Origin of the sequence: Bradyrhizobium sp. 1 (assembly GCF_023073315.1) — a bacterium.
In the GTDB taxonomy this organism is placed as follows: Bacteria; Pseudomonadota; Alphaproteobacteria; order Rhizobiales; family Xanthobacteraceae; genus Bradyrhizobium.
In genome coordinates this window covers 163,666-182,635 of the sequence record NZ_JADPJH010000026.1, presented here as the reverse complement: position 1 = coordinate 182,635, position 18,970 = coordinate 163,666, and the positions used below count along the sequence as shown (strand labels likewise).

Genomic DNA, 18,970 nt, shown 5'->3' with positions numbered 1-18,970 from the left:
TACGCCTGTAGCCACTATCATGAGCAAGTGATTGCGGCCTGTGCTATGTTGATCCCGTCAGCGTGGCGCAGGCCATATTAATATCGCGATCGCGCGCTGTTCGGTCAGCCAACCGGAGCAATCGTCATGTCGATGCAGAATGTGGCCACGCCTGCGCTTGGCTTCACCGCGCCCAAACGCAATGAGCTGACGCACATCCCCGGCGACGAGGGCTGGCCGATCATCGGCAAGACCTTTCAGGTGCTGGCCGACCCCAAGGGGCACATCGAAGCAAACGGCGCCAAATGGGGCCCGGTCTACCGCACCCACATTTTCGGCGAGACCAATGTCGTGCTGCTCGGGCCGGAGGCCAATGAGCTGGTGCTGTTCGACCAGCAAAAACTGTTTTCGTCGACACACGGCTGGAACAAGGTGCTCGGCCTGCTGTTTCCACGCGGATTGATGCTGCTCGATTTCGACGAGCACCGTCTGCATCGCAAGGCGCTGTCGGTCGCGTTCAAGTCCGGGCCGATGAAGTCTTATCTTAGCGATCTCGACCGCGGCATCGCCGCGCGGGTCGCGCAGTGGAAGGCCGCGCCCGGCGAGATGCAGCTTTATCCGGCGATGAAGCAGCTCACGCTCGATCTTGCTGCGGCCTCGTTCCTCGGCGCCGATATCGGGCCGGAGGTCGACGAGATCAACCGCGCCTTCGTCGACATGGTCGCGGCTGCGGTCGCCCCGATCCGCCGCCCCCTGCCCGGCACGCAGATGGCGCGTGGCGTCAACGGACGCAAGCGCATCGTCGCCTATTTCCGCGAGCAGATTCCGCTCCGACGCGGCAATCATGGCGGCGACGATCTGTTCTCGCATCTCTGCCGCGCCACCCATGAGGACGGCGCGCTGCTGTCCGAGCAGGACATCATCGACCATATGAGCTTCCTGATGATGGCGGCGCACGACACACTGACCTCGTCGCTGACCTCCTTCATCGGCGAGCTCGCCGCCAATCCGGACTGGCAGGACAGGCTGCGCGCGGAAGTCCAGGCGCTCGGGCTTGCGCCGGGTGCACCCAGCAGCTTCGATGATCTCGAAAAGATGCCGCTGTCGGAGATGGCGTTCAAGGAGGCGCTGCGGATCAAGCCGCCGGTGCCCTCGATGCCGCGCCGCGCGATGCGCGATTTCACCTTCAAGGGATTTACGATTCCCGCCGGTACCGCGGTCGGCGTCAATCCGCTCTACACCCATCACATGAAGGACCTCTGGCCGGAGCCGGATCGCTTCGATCCCTTGCGCTTCACCGAGGACGCCCAGCGCAACCGCCACCGCTTCGCCTGGGTGCCGTTCGGCGGCGGCGCGCATATGTGCCTCGGCCTGCACTTCGCCTACATGCAGGCGAAGTGTTTTGCGCGGCACTTCCTGCAGAACCTCGAGGTGTCGCTGGAGCCCGGCTACAAGCCGGAGTGGCAGATGTGGCCGATCCCGAAGCCGCGGGATGGGTTGAAGGTGCGGGTGAAGGCGGTTTAGCTCTCAAGTCTCGTGTCCCGGACGCGCTGCGGCGCTAGCGCTGCTGCGCAGAGCCGGGACCCAGAATGTTGAGACATTTTCAGTTCGGGGCCCCGGCTCTGCGGAGCGGCACTTCGCGCCGCACCGCGTCCGGGGCACGAAACCTGTCTCCTACGCCCCCTGATCGAACGCGTTGCGCAAGGCCGCCAGGCCCTGCTGCTGCTGGCTCCAATTGCGGCCGCTGGTCATGGCGCCGTCGATGACCAGGTCGTGGCCGTTGATGAAGCTCGACTCGTCGCTCGCCAGGAACACCGCGGCATGCGCGATGTCGTCGGGGATGCCGGCGCGCGGGATCGGCTGTGCCGTCTTGTAGACATCGCGCATCACCGCCGGAGTCTTTTCGGCGGCTTCTGTCGACAGACCGAGGGCCTTGCCGAAGATGCCGGTCGCGATCGCGCCGGGCGAGATCGAGTTGACGCGCACATTGGATTCGCCGAGCTCCATCGCCACGCATTTGGTGAGATGGATCACCGCCGCCTTGGCCGCGCCATAGACCACGGATGAGGAGAATCCGGCGAGACGACCGGCGATGCTGCCATTGTTGATGATGCTGCCGGCCCCCTGCTTCTTCATATGGGGCGCGGCGTGCTTCATGCCGAGCATGACGCTGCGCACCAGCGTCGCCATCGCGGCGTCGAAGCGCTCGACCTCGAGGCCCTCGATGCCGCCGGTCTGCGCCGGACCGCCGGCATTGTTGAACAGGCAGTCGATGCGGCCAAATTTTTCCACCGCGAGCGCGATCAGGGCCTGCATCTGCGCTTCGACAGTCACATCGGTCTGGCGGAAGACGCAAGCGGCCCCGAGCCGCGATGCCAGCGCCTCGCCTTCCGGTATGCGCCGCCCCGCGATCACAATTTTGGCACCTTCGGCAACGAAGACTTCCGCAGTACGCAATCCGATGCCGCTCGTCGCACCCGTGATCACCGCCACCTTGCCGTCCAGCCTTCCCATGGAATGTCCCTGTTTTTGAATGATTTGATGCCAAATGGTGGCCACCGATCGATAACGGTGCCGCGGCGATCGACGCCGCAGCGCTCACTATTCCTGCCGTCTCCCGACAAGGCAAGCTTTGCTTGCGCTGCTGACATGCGTAACATTCACCGCGAAGGCACATCGCGACCGGGCTGCGCATGGAGAAGCTGATCGACGACTTCCGCAAGGGCTGGCAGGGCTTGGCACCGCCGTCACTCGGCCTCAGCATTGCCTTTGCGGTCGCCTGCGTGCTGGTTGCGACGCTGGCGCGCTGGGGGCTCGCGCATGTGCGGCCGGACGTCTACTTCACCCCCTATTTTCCGGCCGTGTTCTTTGCCGCCGCTTTCGGAGGCTTCCGGATCGGCATCGTGACGGCGATCGTCGGCGGCGTGCTCGGCGTGACCCTGAATTTCAGCGATGCCCTGGCCGATCACGCGCGGTTTGCCCTGCTGGCGCTGTACTGGGCGGTCTGCGCGCTCACCATCTGGGGCGTCGAGCATTATCGTACGATGCTGGTCGAGCAGCGCCGAATCTCCAAACGCCTGATCGAGGAAGAAGACTATCGCAAGCTGCTGGTCGACGAGCTCCAGCACCGGCTGAAGAACAAGCTGTCGACCGTGCACGCCGTAATTCATCAGGTGCTGCACGACCAGCCGCAGGTCTGGGCCCGGATCGATCCACGGCTGCGCTCGCTGGCCACGACCGACGATTTGATCTCGCGGATCGACAAGGCGGGCTGTGACATCCGCGATCTCCTGATCTCGGAGCTCGGGCCCTATGGCCATGTCCGCTTCACCCTCAACGGCGACCGGCTGTTCCTGCCGCCGAAGCTCGCGGTGACGCTGTCACTGATGTTTCATGAGCTCGCCACCAACGCGGGCAAATATGGCGCGTTCTCCGCGCCGCGGGGATTGTTGCTGGTGTCATGGACCGTCAGCGGCGACCGCCTGACCGTCACCTGGGACGAGACCGAAGGTCCGAGCATCGGCAAGGTATCGGCGCCCGGCTTCGGCACCAAATTGCTGAAGTCGGCGCTATCAGCCTTCGACGGCAAGACCGAAGTCTCGTATCTGGAGACCGGCCTGCATTGCATCATGCAATGCCGCGTCCCCAAGAACGGATAGACGCGGCTAGACCGGCGGCCAGACTCGGCACAAGCGAAAGAGAAGCGCGCGCTCCGCTTGGGGTTTCGCAAGCGGCATTGACGCTCTGTTAATGACGATTTTCTGCACGCGTCGCATCGCCGCAAAACACCCTCGTATTTCTCCGTACCCCTTAACCAAACTTAAGAGGGAACCGCGCAAGATCGCGCCATTGCAAAGGCGCGCAGAAACAACAAGATTCATGACTTCTATGAACGACAACAAATATTCCGGCGCGAGTGAAGCCGAACTCGGATTTCTCAAGGAAATCGTTAGAATGCTGCCGGCCGGCCTGACCGTGCAGGACGCCCACGGCGAGCTTCTGCTGGTTAATGATGCCGCGGCGTCCCAGCTCGGCATGGACGGCAGCCGACCCTCGCCCGATCCCGCGCCTCGCCGCGAAGCCTGCCAGCGGGCATTGAGGTCCGGTCAGCCAGTCATCTCCGAGGAAGCCCTTCACGACGGCGCCGCGCGCCAAGTGCTGCTGACCACCCATCGCCCCATCAGCCTCGCCGGACGCGAGCTGCTGATCTCGGCCTCCTCCGACATCACCGAACAGAAGAACTTCGAGGACCAGCTGTTCCGTTCGGCCTATTTCGACGAGCTGACCGGCCTGCCCTCGCGGCGCGTGATCGAGCACCGCGCCAACAGCCTGCTCGCGCGCGACGGCAAGGGCGATCGTTTCGCGCTCGCCTTTCTCGACGTCGACAATTTCAAGCACATCAACGATTATTACGGCCACACCGTCGGTGACGCGCTGCTGGTCGAGCTGGCGAAGCGGCTCGGACGCGACTTGCGCGATTCCGACATGCTGTCGCGCATCTCCGGCGACGAATTTCTGCTGTTGCTCTCACCGATCCAGAGTCAGGAGGAAGTTGCCGAGTTCGTGCAATCGACGCTGGAGCGGCTGACCGCGCCGTTCTTCATCGACAATTCGGAAGTCTTCGCCTCCACCTCCGTCGGCATCAGCCTCTATCCCGATCATGGCCGCAGCTTCGAGACGCTGCGCCAGAACGCCGACATCGCGATGTATCGCATCAAGAACGACGGCAAGGGAATGGCGGCGTTCTTCGATTCCAGCATGGAGCGCGAGGCGCTGGCGCGGATGAAGATCGAGCAGTCGCTGCGGCTGGCCATCCTCGAAAAGCGCTTCTGCTGCGCCTTCCAGTCCAAGGTCGACATCCGCACCCAGGCGGTGAAGGGCATCGAGGCGCTGGTGCGCTTGCGCGACGACGAAGGCGTGATCCAGGCGCCGGGCTCGTTCATCAACCTCGCCGGCGAGCTCGGACTGATCGACGAGCTCACTCATCTGGTGCTCGCCGAGATCGTCAAATCGATCGACCTGATCAACGAGACCTTTGGCGCGGAAGCGACCATCAGCATCAATGTCGCCGCCAAGCAGGCCGGCAATCCCGAATTCATGCGCAGCTTTGCGCTGGCGCTGGAGGAGACCGGCTTTCCCCAGCGATTCATGATCGAGGTGACGGAAGACGCCTTCGTCGCCAAGAGTCATTTCCAGTCGGAAATCCTGCCGATGTTCCGCAAGCTCGGCGTCGGCATCTCGATCGACGATTTCGGCACCGGCTATTCTTCGCTCTCGGCGCTCGCCGACATCACCGCCGACGAGATCAAGATCGACCGCTCCTTCATCACCGACATCCATAAGCGCCCGCGCAGCCAAGGCATTTTGCGCGCGATCGAATCCTTGAGCGAAGCGCTCGGCATGACCGTGATCGCCGAAGGCCTCGAATCCTACGAGGAGCTCGCCTACCTCCAGGCCGCAACCAAGATCCGCTACGCGCAAGGCTATTATTTCTCGCGGCCGATCTTCCTGGAGGAACTGAAGCTCGGCACCCCCACCTCCAGCGAGTCACGGGGCAGCGTGGCCAGCCGTCCGATGCAGCAGAACCGGCAGGGATATTCGCGGGCGAGCGGGTATCGGCGGTAACCGCTCCGTCTCGGGCTGCCGATTTCTTCGGCAGCTGCAATCCGCCACCAGCACGTCAAGACATTGTCACACAAGCCCGCAGCAAGCTTCGCCGGAAGGTGGAATTGCAATGTTTGCGTTGTTATGCAAATCGCTGTGGGCAAGGTATTTCATCAGGGAGGGACCACCGTGCGTCGATCGCTCATTCTCACAGCAGCCATCATCGGCCTGGCCGCGAGCAGCTCCGCGCGCGCCGACGACCTCAAGATCGCGCTGATCTACGGCAAGACCGGCCCGCTCGAGGCTTACGCCAAGCAGACCGAGACCGGCCTGCAAATGGGCTTTGAATACGCCACCAAGGGCACGATGACGCTCGACGGCCGCAAGATCGTCGTCATCACCAAGGACGACCAGGGCAAGCCCGACCTTTCCAAGGCCGCGCTCGCGGAGGCCTACCAGGACGACAAGGCCGACATCGCGATCGGCACGACCTCGTCGGCCGCAGCGCTCGCCATTCTCCCCGTCGCCGAGGAGAACAAGAAGATCCTCATCGTCGAGCCCGCGGTCGCGGACCAGATTACCGGCGAGAAGTGGAATCGCTACATCTTCCGCACCGGACGCAATTCGTCGCAGGACGCGATCTCCAACGCGGTCGCGATCGGCAAGCAGGGCGTCACCGTTGCGACGCTGGCGCAGGACTATGCGTTCGGCCGTGACGGCGTCGGCGCCTTCAAGGAAGCGCTCGCCAAGACCGGCGCGACGCTCGCCGCCGAGGAATACGCCCCGACCTCGACCACCGACTTCACCGCGGTCGGCCAGCGCCTGTTTGATGCGCTGAAAGACAAGCCGGGCCGTAAGATCATCTGGGTGATCTGGGCCGGCGCCGGCAATCCGCTGGCAAAACTCCAGGACATGGACCCGAAGCGCTATGGCATCGAGCTCTCCACCGGCGGCAACATCCTGCCGGCGCTCGCGGCGTATAAGGGCCTGCCGGGCATGGAAGGCGCGACCTATTACTACTACGACATCCCGAAGAATCCGGTGAACGACTGGTTCGTCGCCGAGCACCAGAAGCGGTTCAAGGCGCCGCCGGACTTCTTCACCGCGGGCGGGTTTGCCGCCGCGATGTCCGTCGTCGCCGCGGTCACCAAGGCGAAATCGACCGACACCGAGAAGCTGATCACGGCGATGGAAGGCCTGGAGTTCGACACGCCGAAGGGCAAGATGGTGTTCCGGAAAGAAGACCATCAGGCGCTGCAGAGCATGTATCACTTCAAGGTCAAGGTCGATCCGAACGTCGCCTGGGCCGTGCTCGAGCCGGTGCGCGAGTTGAAGATCGAGGACATGGACGTTCCGGTTAAGAACAAGCGCTGATCTCTCTTGCTTCACCTCTCCCGCTTGCGGGAGAGGGCTCTGTTCTCCTGGGGTTCTCGATTGCGGAGACACCCTCTCCCCAGCCCTCCCCCGCAAGCGGGGGAGGGGGCGTGGCGTGGTCGCGGATATATTCTCATCTCATCATTCGCCGGACTTCCAATGACGTTGAGCTTAGAAACCCGCGACCTCACCATTCGCTTCGGCGGCCATGTCGCGGTCAACAACGTCACCTGCACGTTCCGCCCGGGCGAGCTCACCGCCATCGTCGGACCCAACGGCGCCGGCAAGACCACCTATTTCAATTTGATCTCGGGCCAGCTGCGCGCCTCCGCAGGCCACATCCTGTTCGACGGCACCGACATCACCCAGCATTCCGCGCCGCTGCGGACCCGCGCCGGCCTCGGGCGCGCGTTCCAGCTCACGAACCTGTTTCCGAACCTGACGGTGGAGGAAAACGTCCGCCTCGCGGTGCAGGCGGCTGATGGTACGCATTACGACATGCTGCGGCCCTGGATGGTCCGCCGCGACTTGATCGCGCGCGCCGACGCCATCCTCGATCAGGTCGCGCTCGGTGGCCGACGCGGCGTCGCCGCGACCGCGCTATCGCATGGCGATCAGCGCAAGCTCGAGGTCGCGCTGATGATCGCGCTGCAGCCGAAAGTGTTCATGTTCGACGAGCCGACCGCGGGCATGAGCATCGACGAGGTCCCTGTTGTCCTCAACCTGATCGCGCAGCTCAAGCAGGACAAGAGCAAGATCATCCTGCTGGTCGAACACAAGATGGACGTGGTCCGCTCGCTCGCCGACCGCATCATCGTGCTGCATAACGGCCAACTCGTTGCGGATGGTCTGCCGGCCGAGGTGATCGCCTCGCCGATCGTGCAGCAAGCCTATCTCGGCGTCGCGCCCAAGAAAGCTTCAGAGGGCGCAGCATGACAGACCTGCTCAAACTCTCCGGCGTGCACACCCATATCGGCCGCTATCACATCCTCCAGGGCATCGACCTCGCGGTCCAGCAAGGGCAGACCACGATGCTGCTCGGCCGCAACGGCGCCGGCAAGACTACGACGCTGCGCACCATCATGGGCCTGTGGCAGGCTTCCTCCGGCGAGATCAGCCTCGCCGGCGAGCGCATCGAGGGCCGCGCCACGCCTGATATCGCGCGGCTCGGCGTCGGCTATGTGCCCGAGAGCATGGCCGTGTTTTCCGACCTCACGGTGAAGGAAAATCTCGTGCTGGCGGCCCGCGACGGGCCGATGGACGACAAGCAGCTGGACTGGATCTTTGGCTTCTTCCCGGCGCTGCGCCGGTTCTGGCTGTCGCGTGCGGGCAGTCTCTCGGGCGGGCAAAAGCAGATGCTCTCGATCGCGCGCGCGATCATCGAGCCGCGCAAGCTCTTGCTGATCGACGAGCCGACCAAGGGGCTGGCGCCTGCGATCATCGTGGCGCTGATCGAGTGCCTGAAGGAGATCAAGCGCAGGGGCGCGACGATCCTTTTGGTGGAACAGAATTTCTTTGCCGCCCGCGAGCTTGGTGACAACGTGCTGGTCATGGACAACGGCACCATCGTCCATCGCGGCGAGATGGCGGCCTTGGCCGCCGACGTGCCGCTGCAGGAGCGGCTGCTCGGCCTGAGCCTGGAGGCGCATCAGTGACCGAGATTGCCGCTGCCGATCCGCTGCCGAAACCGAAGCGCGACATCGCACCGATCCTGCTGCCGATCGCGCTCGCCCTCGTGATGATCCCCCTGATCGGCTCACCCAGCACCTGGCTGACGCTGACGGCGGCGAGCCTCGCGATGGGCATGATGATCTTCATCATGGCCTCCGGCCTGACGCTGGTGTTCGGCCTGATGGACGTGCTCAATTTCGGCCACGGCGCCTTCATCGCGGTCGGCGCCTATGTCGCAACGCTGGTGCTGGCGCCGTTCGCGGCCTCAATGCAGGCAGATTCGCTCTGGATCAACCTCGCTGTGCTGGCGCCGGCGGCGCTGCTGTCGATGGCGGTCTCCGGCGCGCTCGGCCTGGTCGTGGAGCGCGTGCTGATCCTGCCCGTCTACGGCCAGCATCTGAAGCAGATCCTGATGACGACGGGCGGCCTGATCGTCGCCGAGCAGACGATGTACGCGCTATGGGGACCGCAGATCATCCCGATGCCGCTGCCGACCTCGCTGCGCGGCTCCTTCATCTTCGGCGACGTCGCAATTGCCAAATATCGCGTGCTGGCGATGCTGATCGGGCTGGGTGTCTTTATCGCGATCCAGCTCGTGCTCAACCGCACCAAGCTCGGCCTCCTGATTCGCGCCGGCGTCGAGAACCGGGAGATGGTCGAGGCGCTCGGCTATCGCATCCGACGACTGTTCCTCGGCGTGTTCATGACGGGATCGGCGCTCGCCGGCCTCGGCGGCGTGATGTGGGCGCTGTATCGCGAGCAGGTCCACGCCTCCATGAGCGACGAGCTCACCGTCTTGATTTTCGTCGTCGTCATCATCGGCGGCCTGGGCTCGATCGGCGGCTGCTTCATCGGCGCGATTTTGGTGGCGATGGTCGCCAATTACGGCGGCTTCCTGGTACCGAAACTCGCCCTCGTCTCCAACATTCTGCTGATGGTCGCCATTCTGATGTGGCGGCCGCGCGGCCTCTATGCGGTGACCAGCCGATGATGCTTCTCTCCGGCGATCCGCCGCGCAGCCGCGTGCTCACGCTGCTCCTCGTCGTCATCATCCTGGCGCTGGCGGCGACGCCGTTCCTGTTCCCGGGCGCCAAGGCGCTGAACGTCGCGGCCAAGATCTGCGTGTTCGCCGCGCTGGTCGCCTCCTACGATTTGCTGCTCGGCTATACCGGCTCGGTGTCGTTCGCCCACACCATGTTCTACGGCATCGGCAGCTACGCCATCGCGATCGCGCTATACGGGATGGGCCCGAACTGGGCCGCGGTCGCAACCGGCATCGTCGTCGGCCTGCCGCTGGCCGCGCTGCTGGCGCTAGCGATCGGATTGTTTTCGTTGCGGGTCGCCGCGATCTTTTTCGCCATGATCACGCTCGCGGTCGCCTCCGCCTTCCAGGTGCTGGCCTCGCAGCTGTCCTGGCTGACCGGCGGCGAGGACGGGCGCAGCTTCCAGCTGCCCGAGCTGCTGCGTCCCGGCACCGTGCTGATCTCCAAAAGCCTGTTCGGCTTCGAGATCAACGGCCGGATTCTGACCTTCTATCTGGTGTTCGCCGTCTCGGCCCTGATGATCCTCGCGCTGCTGCGCGTCGTGAACTCGCCGTTCGGGCGCGTGCTGCAAGCGATCCGCGAGAACCGCTTTCGCGCCGAAGCGCTCGGCTTCCGCACCGTCTTCCATTTGAGCTACGCCAACTGCCTCGCCGCCCTCGTCGCCGCCGGCGCCGGCATCCTGAACGCGCTGTGGCTGCGTTATGCCGGCCCCGACACCTCGCTCAGCTTCTCGATCATGCTGGACATCCTGCTGATGGTCGTGATCGGCGGCATGGGCACGATCTACGGCGCGATCATCGGCGCCACCATCTTCATCCTCGCCCAGAACTATCTGCAGTCGCTGATGGGCGTCGCCTCCAAGGCGGCGTCGGAAGCCGGCTTGCCGCTGCTGCCGGGGCTTCTCCACCCCGATCGCTGGCTGCTGTGGCTCGGACTGCTGTTCATTGCCAGCGTCTATTTCTTTCCGACCGGCGTGGTCGGACGTCTCCGCAATGGCGGCGGCGACAAGAGCACGGGCGCCTCGCATTAAGCCACGATTAATGATGCAGCGCAGCGATTGTCGCGGGAACCCGCGCAACCGCGAGGTGATTCCAGCCCCGCTGCATACCGGCCGGACAGCGCAACTGGATTAATGCTTAGGTAACTGGCTTTCCTAAGCTTTACGCCATTTGTGCGGTGTATTCCTGTTCCTCCAGGGAGGGGGGAATGCGCCAGGCCTTTACAGGGATCGCAGCCGAAATGTCCCTAGCCGCGAGACGCGGCTGGGAGGCAGCGATGCGGCGCGGCCCCGTGCTGTGGCTGACCCTGAGCGGCATGCTGCTGGTCGCGGGAATATTCACCGTGACCGCCATGGCCATCGGCGAGTTTCGCGAGCGGACCCTCGCCAACCGCGAGCGCGAGCTCGAAAACACCGTGCAGCTGATCGCGCGGCACTTCGATCAGCAATTCCAGGATTCCGACGTCGTCGCCGCCGATCTGATCGGGCAGATGAAACTGCCGGAGATCAATTCAGCCGCGATGTTCCGCGAGCGGATGTCGGGACCGGCAGCCAATGAGATGCTGCGGGGCAAGATCAGCGCCGTATCCTATCTCGGCGACATCGTGATCTACGATGCCGACGGCGAGATCATCAACTGGTCGCGATCCCAACCGCTGCCCAAGATCAACGTCTCTACGCGCGCCTACTTTCAGGCGTTCAAATCGAATCCGATGGCCGAGCCGGTGGCGCTGGAATCCGTCCGCAGCTTCCTCATCGGCAAATGGACGACGGTCGTCGCGCGCCGGCTGAACGGCACCGACGGCACCTTCTTCGGCGCGATGGTCCGCCGGATCGATCCGGACAGCTACCAGAATTATTTCGCATCCGTGGCGCTCGCCGAGGGCACGGCGATCTCACTGTTCGACCGCGAAGGCAAGATGCTGGCGCGCTACCCGCATATCGAAGCCATGATCGGGACGAGCTACAAGAACGCACCGCTGATGCAGAAAGTGCTGGCTGATGGCGGCCAGCAGACGCTTCGCGTCACAAGCCCCTTCGACGGCGAGGAGCGGCTGGGCTCGGCCGCATCGTTGGGCCATTTTCCGCTGGTCATCGTCGCAACCAACACGATGAGCGCAGCGCTTGCGGACTGGCGGCAGCAAACCGGCTTCATGGTCACCACGGCAATGCTTTCGGCCACCGTGATCGCGCTGATCCTCTATCTGATCATTCGTCAGATCGACCGGCAGAACCGCGAGGCCCAGCAGCGGATCGAGTCGGAGCGGCAGCGGCTCGACACCGCCTTGAACAACATGTCGCAAGGGCTGATCCTGTACGACGCAGGCGGCACCATCGTCACCTGCAACCGCCGCTACGCCGACATGTTCGGCCTCTCCCACGACGTCATCAAGCCCGGCACCCACATCCGCGAGGCCATGTACCATCGCAAGGAGCGTGGCGCGTTCGGCGGCGACGTCGAGGCGTTTTGCGCCGATGTGATGCGGGTGGTCGCCGAAGGCACGGTCTCCACCAGGATCCATGAGCTGCCCAGCGGCCGCGCCTTCCAGGTCATCAACACCCCGCTCGCGCAGGGCGGCTGGGTCGCCACGATCGAGGAGATCACCGAGCGGCGCCATCTCGAGCAGGAGCGCGACCGCAACTACATGTTCCTGCGCGAGATCATCGATCACATCCCCTCCCAGATCACGGTGAAGGACGCTGGAACGCGGGAATATCTGCTGATCAACCGCACCGCCGAGGAGCAATTCGGCCAATCCAGTGAAGCGATCATCGGCAAGACCCCGTTCGACCTCTACCCGGATGACACAGCCAGGATCGTCACGGAAGACGACAGCAAGGCGCTGCAAACCGCCGAGGGATTGTTCAAGGACGAGCATGCCTGGCAAAGCCAGACCAAGGGACCGCGCTATATCACCTCGACCCGCATCGGCATTCGCGACAAGTCCGGCGAGCCGCGCTACCTCATCAGCGTCATCGAGGACGTCACCGAGCGGCGGCGTGCCCATGAGAAGATCGCGCATATGGCGCATTACGATGCGCTGACCGACCTGCCGAACCGCACGCTGTTCCGCGAGCAAATCGAGCGCGAGCTGGAAAAGGTCGCAGGCGGCCAGCAATTCGCATTGCTCTATATCGACGTCGACGAGTTCAAGGGCATCAACGATTCGCTCGGCCATCACGTCGGCGACGAGCTGCTGAAGGCGATCGCGACGCGCCTGCGCGGCTGCCTCAAGAAAGGCGATCTGATCGCGCGGCTCGGCGGTGACGAATTCGCGGTGATCCAGACGGCAGTGCGGTCCTCCGCCGAGGTTCTGTCATTCGTGACACGGATCTACGAGGCGATCCGGCAGCCCTATCATTGCCTCGGCCATCAGCTCTCCACCGATGCCAGCATCGGCATCGCGCTGGCGCCGCAGGACGGCACCGATCTCGACCAGCTCATCAAGAACGCCGACCTTGCAATGTATGGCGCCAAGGCTTCGGGCCGCCGCACCCATCGCTTCTTCGAGCCGGCGATGGACGCATGCGCCAGGGCGCGCCTGACCCTGGAGCAGGATTTGCGCCAGGCCCTGGTGAATGGCGGCTTCGAGATCCACTACCAGCCGCTGGTCGATTTGCGCACCAACGAAGTCTCGGGCTGCGAGGCGCTGCTGCGCTGGCGCCACCCCGAGCGCGGCATGATCTCGCCGGCGGAGTTCATTCCGATCGCAGAGGATACCGGCCTGATCACCGAACTTGGCGACTGGGTGCTGCGTACCGCCTGCAACGAGGCCGCGACCTGGCCGGCGCATGTGCGGATCGCGGTCAACGTCTCGCCGGTGCAGCTCAAATGCGACACGCTGGCGCTGCGGATTGCGGGCGCGCTCGCCGCCTCCGGGCTCGCTCCCTCCCGGCTCGAGCTCGAGATTACCGAGGCCGTGCTGATCCGGGACGACGAGGCGGCGCTCTCGATCCTGCACCAGCTCCGCGCCATCGGCGTGCGTATCGCGCTCGACGATTTCGGCACCGGCTATTCCTCGCTGAGCTACCTGAAGCGTTTCCCGTTCGACAAGATCAAGATCGACCGCTGCTTCGTCGCCGATATCGCGGAGACCAGCGGCGCGCCTGTCATCGTGCAGGCCGTCGTGAACATCGCTGCCGCCAGCAACATGACCACGGTCGCCGAGGGCGTCGAGACCGAGGCCCAGCGCGAGATGCTGCGCGCGCTCGGCTGCACGGAGATGCAGGGCTATCTGTTCAGCAAGCCGAAGCCGGCGGCCGAAGTGCGCAAGCTGTTCAATCCGGGAGACGCCGCGCCTGTCGCGGCGGTGGCCTGAGATGGCCAAGCCCGGAAAAAGGTCAAGCAGGCCTTCAGCCAAAACCGTCGACGTCGCGGATTCCTATGCGGTGCGGCTGATGCAGCATTTGGTGGTGCCGACCTTCGTGATCGATCCCAAGCGCCGCGTCGTGATCTGGAACAGGGCCTGCGAGCGACTGACCGGCGTCGCCGCCTCCGAGGTGATCGGCACGACAAAGCACTGGCAGGCTTTCTACGAAACCAAGCGCCCGTGCCTGGCGGACCTCGTCGCGCTCGACCGCCCCGAGCAGCTGCCGGAATATTATTCGGAGTACGCCGCGCGCGGTCATAACGGGCTCGGCTTCTCTGCGGAGAACTGGTGCGTGATGCCAAAACTCGGCAGCCAGCTCTATCTCGCCATCGACGCCGGCCCGATCCATGACGAGGCCGGTAATTTGATCGCCGTGGTGGAGACGCTGCGCGACCTCACCGACCAGAAGCGCGCCGAGACCGCGCTGAAAGAGCTTGCCACCAAGGACGGGTTGACCGGCCTGTCGAACCGCCGCGCCTTCGACCAGATGCTGATGACGGAATGGGCCCGCGCCCAGCGGACGCAGAAGCCGATGGCGCTGCTGTTCGTCGACGTCGATCATTTCAAGCTGTTCAACGACTGTCACGGCCACCAGAGCGGCGACGAATGCCTGCGTGCGGTCGCCGATGTCGTCAGCCGCCACGCCGTGCGCCCGCTCGACCTCGCCAGCCGCTATGGCGGCGAGGAGTTCGCGCTGATCCTGCCGGATATGGATTGCGACAGCGCCTGCGCCATCGCCGAGGAAATCCGCGCCGCTGTCATGACCCTGCGGATAGCCCATGGCGCCAGCGGTGCCGGCGACCACGTCACCCTCAGCGTCGGCGTCGCCAGCCACATCCCCACTGACGTCAACGGAGCCCCCGACCGGCTGCTGGGCGCCGCCGACGAGGCGCTCTATGCGGCCAAACGGCTCGGCCGCAACCGCGTCATCTGCGCCGAACGCCTGCTCGCCGAATTCGCGGGGCTCGGGCGGGAGGCAGCGCCGGTTCCTGGCCGTATTGCCCGCAAATCAGCCTGACCGAAGACGGCGGAAGCGGTTGCCCGCCCCCCGCCAATCGGCTAAATGAACCTCGACTGCACCCGTAGCTCAGCTGGATAGAGCGTTGCCCTCCGAAGGCAAAGGTCACACGTTCGAATCGTGTCGGGTGCGCCAGTCTCCCCCAGCCGTTTTCACGTCAGCATCGAAATAATCGCCTGGATCTGGTCGGAGGCGGACTGCACCAGCCCGTCATACGACGTCTGGCCGTGTGCGGCAGCGTTCAGAATGCATTCGGCTACGGCTGCTTTCAAACCGAACACCGACTGATGAGCCGGTACGCTCGCCATCACGGTCTCGAGTGCCTGACGCATCGTCTGAATGAGCTCGGAGCTGTATTGCATGGGCTGTCCTCTGCACGCTCATGTAGGATCGCATGCCTAGGCTTGCCACTCACAAGCCTGAGATTGTTCTTTGATGAACTCTAGACTGAATTTCTCAATTCAAACGCCAGATTGCCGCATTGAGCACGCCGGCGAATGCGACCCAGGCTGCGTAAGGCACGAACAATGCGGCTGCCAACCTGTCGCGCGATGTCTCTGTAGTGATGTAGGTCACGATCGCGGCGAACAGGCCGATGAGGATGACCAACGCGAATCCGATCTGGTGCATCGTGAACATCACCGGAGACCAGGCGAAGTTCAACGCCAGTTGCACGGCCCAGACCAGCATCGCTCGACCCGTTGGGTCACGGCGAAAGGTCCGCCAGCCCGCCACCGCGATCATGATGTAGAGGATGGTCCACGCCACCGGGAACGCCCAGTTCGGCGGCACGAAGCCCGGCTTGGCGAGGCCGGCATACCACGCACCGGGGAGATTGGTCGCGCCTATCAGCCAGCCGATGCCGACCACCGCGACGACGAAGACCGACAATTGAAACATCCATGACCTCGCGCTTCTCATCACTCAATTGTATCATCTTTCCATGAGCGAATCCGACACGGTGACCGGCGACGCCTCGCCCGTCCGCAAGATCATCCATATCGATATGGATGCCTTTTATGCGTCGGTGGAGCAGCGCGACAATCCGGAGCTGCGCGGAAAGCCGGTTGCGGTCGGAGGCTCGGCGGAACGCGGCGTTGTCGCCGCCGCCAGCTACGAGGCCCGCAAGTTCGGCGTGCGCTCCGCGATGCCGTCGGTGACGGCGAAGCGGCAATGTCCCGACCTGATCTTCGTCAAGCCGCGCTTCGAGGTCTACAAGGCGATCTCCAGGCAGATCCGCGAGATCTTTGCCGAGCACACGCCCATCATCGAGCCGTTATCGCTGGATGAAGCCTATCTCGACGTGACGGAAAATTTGCAAGCCATCCCGCTGGCGCGGGACGTCGCCTTGCTGATCCGCGAGAGGATCAAGGCCGAGACGGGCCTCAACGCTTCCGCGGGCATTTCCTACAACAAGTTTCTGGCAAAACTCGCCTCCGATCATCGCAAGCCCAACGGCCAATTCGTAATCTCGCCGGAGATGGGACCCGCCTTCGTCGAGACGCTGCCCGTCGGAAAGTTCCATGGGATAGGCCCTGCGACGAGTGCGAAGATGAATGCGCTCGGCCTGTTCACCGGCCTCGACATCCGCAACCAGACGCTGGAGTTCATGAATGCGAATTTCGGCAAGTCCGGCGCCTATTACTACTGGATTTCACGTGGTGTCGACGAGCGGCCGGTCCGGGCCAACCGCATCCGCAAATCCATCGGCGCGGAGACCACGTTCTCGACCGACCTCGACGAATTCGACACGCTGGTCGCCGAGCTGAAGCCACTCGTCGACAAGGTCTGGCGCCATTGCGAGACGACCGGCAACCGCGGCCGCACCGTCACCCTGAAGATCAAATTCGCCGACTTCGAGATCATCACACGCAGCAGATCCGGCACCGCACCCGTTGCAGGCCGGGACGAGTTGGAACGGTTGGCCTGCGGCTTGCTCGAGGCCGAGATGCCGCTGCCCAAGCACGTCAGGCTGCTGGGGGTCTCGCTGTCTTCCCTTCAGGACGGGGATGATGCGGAGCCGCAGCTGACTTTCGGCATTTGAACCAGGCCGGCAACGACAGTGGCGGGATTTTTCAAACCCGCTACTGATGCAGGTCGGTCCGTGGGGCCCAATCAATCCCTCACATGCGCGAACACCACGATCGCGCCGGTCGGCTCCGGCTCATGGACCATCAGGCGCGTTAGATCGATGACCGATTACGCGATGACATCGGGGCTTGAACGACTCCGGGAGCGGCTTTGCCAAACCCTGCACGATCACTTGTGTCCGCCACTGACGACCAGCACCGGCACGCTTCCGTCCCCCAGGACCTCCGATGTTTGGCTCCCCAAAAAAAACTTCCTGAGGCCGCGACGCCCATGAGAGGCCATGACGATCAAGTCGCAGCCTCTGGATTTTGCTGTTTCGATAATCGCAGTGGCCGGATGCGCATTCGGAACATGCAGGAGTTCTGCAGATATGCCGATCCGCTCCGCCATTGCGCGAGCTTCATTGAGCACTTTGCCCGCGCCTTCCTTGCAGGCTGCGTCGAAGCTATCAATCTCCTGCTGCGAGGGAATCCATCCTGAATCGTGTCCGCCGCCATAGTCGATCGGCAGCGCTTCCGTTACGGTGATGACCGTCACTTTGGCGTTCAGGGCCTTTGCCAAAGCAATGCCATGCTCAACGCCCTTCCTCGCGACATCCGATCCATCTGTGCTCAAGAGAATATTGGCGTACATTTGGGGCCTCCCCTGCTTGTCGAACTTTTTCTCCGAGTGATCCCTGGCCTATAGGGCCCGATGGTCGTCGACCAACTATCGGCTTTTATGTCGCCCCGCGTATAGGGCCGGATAGGCTTTGTCGGCGCGCTCACTGCCATTTGAACTGACTTGGCGACGTCGCTTCGTTTCCGACAATTGATCTACAATTTGAGAGCTATCGGCTCGACCGCGTTTGGTCGTTCGCTTCAAACAACGACTCGACACTTGGCACGAGACGCGATTTGTTAGGCGACCTGCAAGCAGGGGAGAATGATGATGCTCGCGAAGCCTATCGGCACCGTCGCAGCTCTTATGACTGCCTATGCGATGATGTGCACTGGAAGCGCACATGCGGAAATACTGATCACGACGGCCGCCATATCGCAGGGCGAGTTGGTCATCGTCGGACGCGTCAGGCGGCCCCGCGAGCCCGGCGTGGAGATCAAGATCAGCCCGAGCAAAACCGTGAAGGTCGAGAGCACTTCGACCGGAGGGTTTCGGTGGATCGGACCGGACTTTCCCTCCACCTGCATCGTGAAGATCACGTCCGGACCTGATACGAGAGATGTGGTCATACAAAATTGCGGCCTCCCCGGACCTCCTGGACCGGCGGGTCCGGCAGGACCGCCCGGCCCGGCGGGCCCGATCGGACCGAAGGGAAGTTAGAGGGCAACTGCCACCCCGGAGCGGGCGCTAGCCGGCGCAGGCATCAGGGACAGCATCACAGCGAACGCACTCAGGATGAGAAGGCAGACCTTCACCTTCAAGTCCTAAGCGACCAGCTTGGTGCGTAGCCGCCCGTACTCGGCATCGGTTATGGATCCCGACTTTTTCAGCTGATCGAGCTTGGCCATTTCGTCTGCGACACTAAAGCCGACGATGTGTCGCAATTCGTCGCGCGCCCGTTGCGCCTGCTCGGCGTTACGTTCGGCCATGCCTCTCCCCTGGGTGATCAGGTAGGCGAAGATGCCGAGGTACGAGGTCAGGACCAGCGCGAGCACCCACAGCGCCTTGCCCCATCCGGAGATGTCGTGGCGCCTGAACAGGTCGCCATAGATGACGATGAGCAGCCAGAACCAGACGACGAATGCGAATATCGCAATCATGTCCATCAGGAAATTTCGATAGGTGAATCCTTCTTGAGCGAAGAACATTGCGATCCCCTCGT

At 63.5% G+C, this 18,970-nt stretch carries 17 protein-coding genes and 1 tRNA gene; 12 read left to right on the top strand and 6 right to left on the bottom strand.

The window, feature by feature from the left end; genetic code table 11:
* The first annotated feature begins 126 nt into the window (after positions 1 to 126).
* Positions 127 to 1,503 (top strand): cytochrome P450, encoded by a 1,377-nt coding sequence (locus tag IVB29_RS21395; protein ID WP_247505367.1) that lies wholly within the window; start codon positions 127 to 129, stop codon positions 1,501 to 1,503.
* Between the two features lie 150 nt (positions 1,504 to 1,653).
* Here IVB29_RS21395 and IVB29_RS21390 read toward each other — a convergent pair whose 3' ends face one another.
* Entirely contained in the window at positions 1,654 to 2,493 is an 840-nt protein-coding gene (locus IVB29_RS21390) for a glucose 1-dehydrogenase (protein WP_247505366.1), read from the bottom strand.
* Positions 2,494 to 2,672: 179 nt separating this feature from the next.
* On the opposite strand from IVB29_RS21390, the gene IVB29_RS21385 reads away from it, so the two are divergent.
* The 10 genes from IVB29_RS21385 (at position 2,673) to IVB29_RS21340 (ending at position 15,192) form a co-directional block, all read left to right on the top strand.
* The gene (locus tag IVB29_RS21385) at positions 2,673 to 3,638 is read left to right on the top strand and encodes a sensor histidine kinase (protein WP_247505365.1); all 966 of its coding nucleotides are present in this window, start codon (positions 2,673 to 2,675) and stop codon (positions 3,636 to 3,638) included.
* 229 nt (positions 3,639 to 3,867) lie between these two features.
* Positions 3,868 to 5,604 (top strand): EAL domain-containing protein, encoded by a 1,737-nt coding sequence (locus IVB29_RS21380; protein ID WP_247505364.1) that lies wholly within the window; start codon positions 3,868 to 3,870, stop codon positions 5,602 to 5,604.
* A gap of 168 nt (positions 5,605 to 5,772) precedes the next feature.
* On the top strand, positions 5,773 to 6,957 hold the full coding sequence (locus IVB29_RS21375) for a substrate-binding domain-containing protein (protein ID WP_247505363.1): 1,185 nt from the start codon (positions 5,773 to 5,775) through the stop codon (positions 6,955 to 6,957).
* 159 nt (positions 6,958 to 7,116) lie between these two features.
* Positions 7,117 to 7,893 carry an ABC transporter ATP-binding protein gene (locus IVB29_RS21370; RefSeq protein ID WP_247505362.1) on the top strand — a complete coding sequence of 259 codons (777 nt, stop codon included), beginning with the start codon at positions 7,117 to 7,119 and terminating at the stop codon, positions 7,891 to 7,893.
* Positions 7,890 to 8,612 (top strand): ABC transporter ATP-binding protein, encoded by a 723-nt coding sequence (locus IVB29_RS21365; RefSeq protein WP_247505361.1) that lies wholly within the window; start codon positions 7,890 to 7,892, stop codon positions 8,610 to 8,612. The genes IVB29_RS21370 and IVB29_RS21365 overlap by 4 nt, the downstream gene beginning before the upstream one ends.
* A complete protein-coding gene (locus tag IVB29_RS21360) occupies positions 8,609 to 9,619 on the top strand; it encodes a branched-chain amino acid ABC transporter permease (protein WP_247505360.1) in 1,011 nt (336 codons plus the stop codon). The genes IVB29_RS21365 and IVB29_RS21360 overlap by 4 nt, the downstream gene beginning before the upstream one ends.
* Positions 9,616 to 10,701, top strand: coding sequence for a branched-chain amino acid ABC transporter permease (locus tag IVB29_RS21355; RefSeq protein ID WP_247505359.1), 1,086 nt, complete (start codon positions 9,616 to 9,618; stop codon positions 10,699 to 10,701). Before IVB29_RS21360 ends, IVB29_RS21355 begins: the two co-directional genes overlap by 4 nt.
* A 176-nt stretch (positions 10,702 to 10,877) precedes the next feature.
* Positions 10,878 to 13,988: an EAL domain-containing protein gene (locus tag IVB29_RS21350; protein WP_247505358.1), complete on the top strand. Its 3,111-nt coding sequence runs from the start codon at positions 10,878 to 10,880 to the stop codon at positions 13,986 to 13,988.
* A gap of 1 nt (position 13,989) precedes the next feature.
* Positions 13,990 to 15,057 (top strand): diguanylate cyclase, encoded by a 1,068-nt coding sequence (locus IVB29_RS21345; RefSeq protein WP_247505357.1) that lies wholly within the window; start codon positions 13,990 to 13,992, stop codon positions 15,055 to 15,057.
* A 58-nt stretch (positions 15,058 to 15,115) separates the two neighbouring features.
* A tRNA-Arg gene (locus IVB29_RS21340) sits at positions 15,116 to 15,192 on the top strand.
* 17 nt (positions 15,193 to 15,209) lie between these two features.
* Here IVB29_RS21340 and IVB29_RS21335 read toward each other — a convergent pair.
* A complete protein-coding gene (locus IVB29_RS21335) occupies positions 15,210 to 15,419 on the bottom strand; it encodes a hypothetical protein (RefSeq protein WP_247505356.1) in 210 nt (69 codons plus the stop codon).
* A 94-nt stretch (positions 15,420 to 15,513) separates the two neighbouring features.
* The gene (locus IVB29_RS21330; protein ID WP_247505355.1) at positions 15,514 to 15,957 is read right to left on the bottom strand and encodes a TspO/MBR family protein; all 444 of its coding nucleotides are present in this window, start codon (positions 15,955 to 15,957) and stop codon (positions 15,514 to 15,516) included.
* Between the two features lie 43 nt (positions 15,958 to 16,000).
* Here IVB29_RS21330 and dinB point away from each other — a divergent pair, with 43 nt between their 5' ends.
* A complete protein-coding gene (gene dinB, locus IVB29_RS21325) occupies positions 16,001 to 17,101 on the top strand; it encodes a DNA polymerase IV (protein ID WP_247505354.1) in 1,101 nt (366 codons plus the stop codon).
* Positions 17,102 to 17,316: 215 nt separating this feature from the next.
* Here the strand turns inward: dinB and IVB29_RS21320 are convergent, their stop codons facing one another.
* The 3 genes from IVB29_RS21320 to IVB29_RS21310 form a co-directional block, all read right to left on the bottom strand.
* A complete protein-coding gene (locus IVB29_RS21320; protein ID WP_247505353.1) occupies positions 17,317 to 17,781 on the bottom strand; it encodes a universal stress protein in 465 nt (154 codons plus the stop codon).
* A 341-nt stretch (positions 17,782 to 18,122) separates the two neighbouring features.
* Positions 18,123 to 18,377, bottom strand: coding sequence for a hypothetical protein (locus IVB29_RS21315; RefSeq protein ID WP_247505352.1), 255 nt, complete (start codon positions 18,375 to 18,377; stop codon positions 18,123 to 18,125).
* 195 nt (positions 18,378 to 18,572) lie between these two features.
* Positions 18,573 to 18,956 (bottom strand): SHOCT domain-containing protein, encoded by a 384-nt coding sequence (locus IVB29_RS21310; protein WP_247505351.1) that lies wholly within the window; start codon positions 18,954 to 18,956, stop codon positions 18,573 to 18,575.
* Positions 18,957 to 18,970: the final 14 nt, after the last annotated feature.